At 46.2% G+C, this 2,850-nt stretch carries 5 protein-coding genes; 4 read left to right on the top strand and 1 reads right to left on the bottom strand.

Annotated features, from left to right (window positions below; translation table 11 throughout):
- Nucleotides 1-394: SDR family oxidoreductase (locus MHN01_RS23220; RefSeq protein ID WP_239413722.1), on the top strand; the 394-nt coding region annotated here is incomplete at its 5' end.
- Nucleotides 381-695, top strand: coding sequence for a DUF1330 domain-containing protein (locus MHN01_RS23215; RefSeq protein WP_239413721.1), 315 nt, complete (start codon nucleotides 381-383; stop codon nucleotides 693-695). The genes MHN01_RS23220 and MHN01_RS23215, both read left to right, overlap by 14 nt.
- Here the strand turns inward: MHN01_RS23215 and MHN01_RS23210 are convergent.
- A complete protein-coding gene (locus MHN01_RS23210) occupies nucleotides 692-1,489 on the bottom strand; it encodes a helix-turn-helix transcriptional regulator (RefSeq protein ID WP_239413720.1) in 798 nt (265 codons plus the stop codon). The two genes, MHN01_RS23215 and MHN01_RS23210, sit on opposite strands and share 4 nt — an antisense overlap.
- Before the next feature lie 81 nt (nucleotides 1,490-1,570).
- Between MHN01_RS23210 and MHN01_RS23205 the strand changes: the two genes are divergently transcribed.
- A complete protein-coding gene (locus MHN01_RS23205; RefSeq protein ID WP_239413723.1) occupies nucleotides 1,571-2,311 on the top strand; it encodes a glutamine amidotransferase in 741 nt (246 codons plus the stop codon).
- Nucleotides 2,308-2,850, top strand: a 543-nt coding sequence (locus tag MHN01_RS23200) for an MOSC domain-containing protein (RefSeq protein ID WP_239413719.1), incomplete at its 3' end; no start/stop codon positions are given. The genes MHN01_RS23205 and MHN01_RS23200, both read left to right, overlap by 4 nt.

Here is a 2,850-nt window from a genome sequence, read left to right as displayed (position 1 = left end):
CCGATCTTCTGCTTTCCTTGAGGTGCTAAACAACAAGGTGATGGGCCAGGTAAATGTGGTTCGCCTGGGGCTTGATTATCTAAATGAAGGGGGCTCAATTACGCTTACTTCCGGTCAGGCGGCTAATCAACCCATGCCGGGCACCACTGCAATTACCATGGGAGTGGCAGCAATTAATGCGTTTGTCGCAACTGCAGCCTTGGAGTTAAAAGATGGCAAGCGAATCAATGCGGTGAGCCCTGGGATGGTAAAAGAAACGATGGAGCTTTGGGGGATCGATAGCAGCACAGGAATACCGGCAAAGGATGTCGCTACTTATTATCAGGCCAGTCTTGATGGCCAATACAAAGGGATCGTGTTTGATGCAGTTGGAGGTCAATATGAGCCAGCATAAACCTGCCTATTTAGTGGCATCAATTGTATTACCACAAGGACACGCTTCTCTGGCTGATTATGCTCATGCTGCAATGCCAATATTCAAGGCTCATGGCGCTGAGGTTTTGGTGGCAGGAACTTCGGATCAAAGTGTCGATGTGTTGGAAGGTAATTGGTTAGGTTCAGATGCCAAGCTGTCACTGGTTAAATTTCCCTCAATGCAGCATTTAAAAGCTTGTCTGAATTCGGATGAATATTTGACCATTAAACACTTAAGAACCGATATTATTGACAGTAATTTCTCGGTCGCAATTGATTAAGAGACAATTTCCCCTTTAGTTCGAAATTGTTGTGGTGTGGTACCGAAATTCTCTTTAAATGCTTTGATATAGGAAGAGTCATTTTGGTATCCCACTTTGTCGGCGATAGTTTGGATCGACAAGTTTTCATCTAACAGTGACAGCGAATAAATAAGTCTCAGGTGGCGCCGCCAAAGTGAAAATGAGGTATTGAACTCTTTGGCAAACAGTCTTGATAGTGTGCGTTCCGATGCCCCCACACATTCTCCCCACTTCAATAACGACCAATCCAACTCTGGGGTGTCGGTCAACTTCTCAAAAATCAGTTTTAACCGCCTATCTTCCGGTAACAACAGCTTAAAAGTCAGCAAGTCATCTTTAGCGATTTGATCATGCAATACATCCAAAAGGCGTGATAGTGAGTCCCGGTCGCCACTTTGCTGATTTGAACGGTGAATTTCTTTGAGTAGCTCACGGATAAATGGTGTAAGGGAAATCGTGCGAATCTCTCTTTCGTAGGGGCGGCCAAGTTTGGGATTGATATATATGCCCATAAACGTGGTGTTAGATAGTGCGACTGATTCATGTGATAGGTTGGCCGGAACAAATAGAGCAGAGGTATGCGGAACAAGGTACTGATAACGATCAGCTTGAGTTTGCAGTAAACCTTTGAGCGGAAATATTACCTGGTGCCACTGATGCTGGTGCAGGCTATCGACATATCCTTTTTGCATATCAATGGTCTTCACTAAAACCGGAGAGTCAGGATTGTCTGCAATCATTTCGTTGGCAGATTTTAAATGGCGGCTTAGCATTGTTTTGTGTCCTTGTGGCCTTACCCGGTCAAGGGTAAAGGATTCTATCATCTTGAACAATCAAGTCAGTAAGGAGAGATGATGAAGATCCATTTTATTGTTCATGAAGCATTTGAAGGGGCGGGGTATTTTGACCATTGGGTGCGAGAGCGCGGTTATCTGGCTAGCTATTCGCGTGTATATCTTGGAGAAGCGCTTCCTTCGAGTACTGCAGAGTTTGACTGTTTGATTGTGTTGGGTGGTCCGCAAAACCCCGCTACAAGTACAGCCGAATGCGCGTACTTTGATTCGAAGGGAGAGCAAACGTTAATCTGCAGTGCGATTAACGCAGATAAAGCGGTAGTCGGCGTTTGTCTCGGTGCACAGTTGATTGGCGAATCTCTTGGTGCTCGTTATGAATCCAGCCCGGAAAAGGAGATAGGGTACTTCCCTATTAAGTTAACTGAGCAGGGGAGCAACGATATCAAGCTCAGCGCTTTTGAGTCGACCGAATTGGTGGGACATTGGCATAACGATATGCCGGGGTTGACCGAGTCTGCTGTCGTGTTGGCAAGTAGCGATGGCTGCCCGAGACAAATAGTTTGTTACGCCGATTTGGTATACGGTTTCCAATGCCATTTAGAGTTTGTTGCTGCCCAGTTACCGGCGTTAATTACCCATAGTCAAAATGATTTCTCCGAGCGAGAAAAGCATCGTTATATACAACCTGAAAGTGACATCCTGAACGCGCCCACTAGCCGTATGAATAAGATTTTAGGCGACTTTTTAGATAGGCTGGTGGTAGCCTATTGCGAAAATAAGAACAGAAGGACGTTGGTATGACACAGAAGTACCCTCTTAGCGGTGTATATTGCGGCAAGGTGGCCAGTCGTTATGGCATGAAAACCGCCATTGATAAGAGTGCGGTAGAAGTAGATATCTATCTTTCTGAGCAAGGGTTGGAAGGGGATGAGTGTGCAGACCAGAAACATCATGGTGGTGCTGAGCGCGCGCTCCATCAGTATCCGGCGGAGCACTATCGTTACTGGAGTAATAAATACCAATCCGAATCTGAATGGCAAGCCCCGGGAATGGGGGAAAACCTTAGCTCTGAAGGGATGACTGAAGAGACAGTATGTATAGGCGACCGTTACCAATGGGGTGAGGCACTGATTGAGGTCAGTCAGCCGCGCTCGCCGTGCTTCAAACTCAGCAAGCGTTGGGGCGTGGAAAAATTTGCGGTAGACATGCAGGAGATTAGCCGTTGTGGCTGGCTCTACCGTGTTATTCGTCCAGGTAAAGTGAACTTGAAAGAGCCATTAGTATTGGTAGAACGTGTCGAGAATGCAATGTCAGTACAAGAGGTCTGTGAGTATTATTTT

Origin of the sequence: Photobacterium sp. OFAV2-7 (genome assembly GCF_022347985.1) — a bacterium.
Classification (GTDB): domain Bacteria; phylum Pseudomonadota; class Gammaproteobacteria; order Enterobacterales; family Vibrionaceae; genus Photobacterium.
Note: the sequence above shows the minus strand (reverse complement) of the source record. Positions and strands in the feature narration are given on the sequence as shown.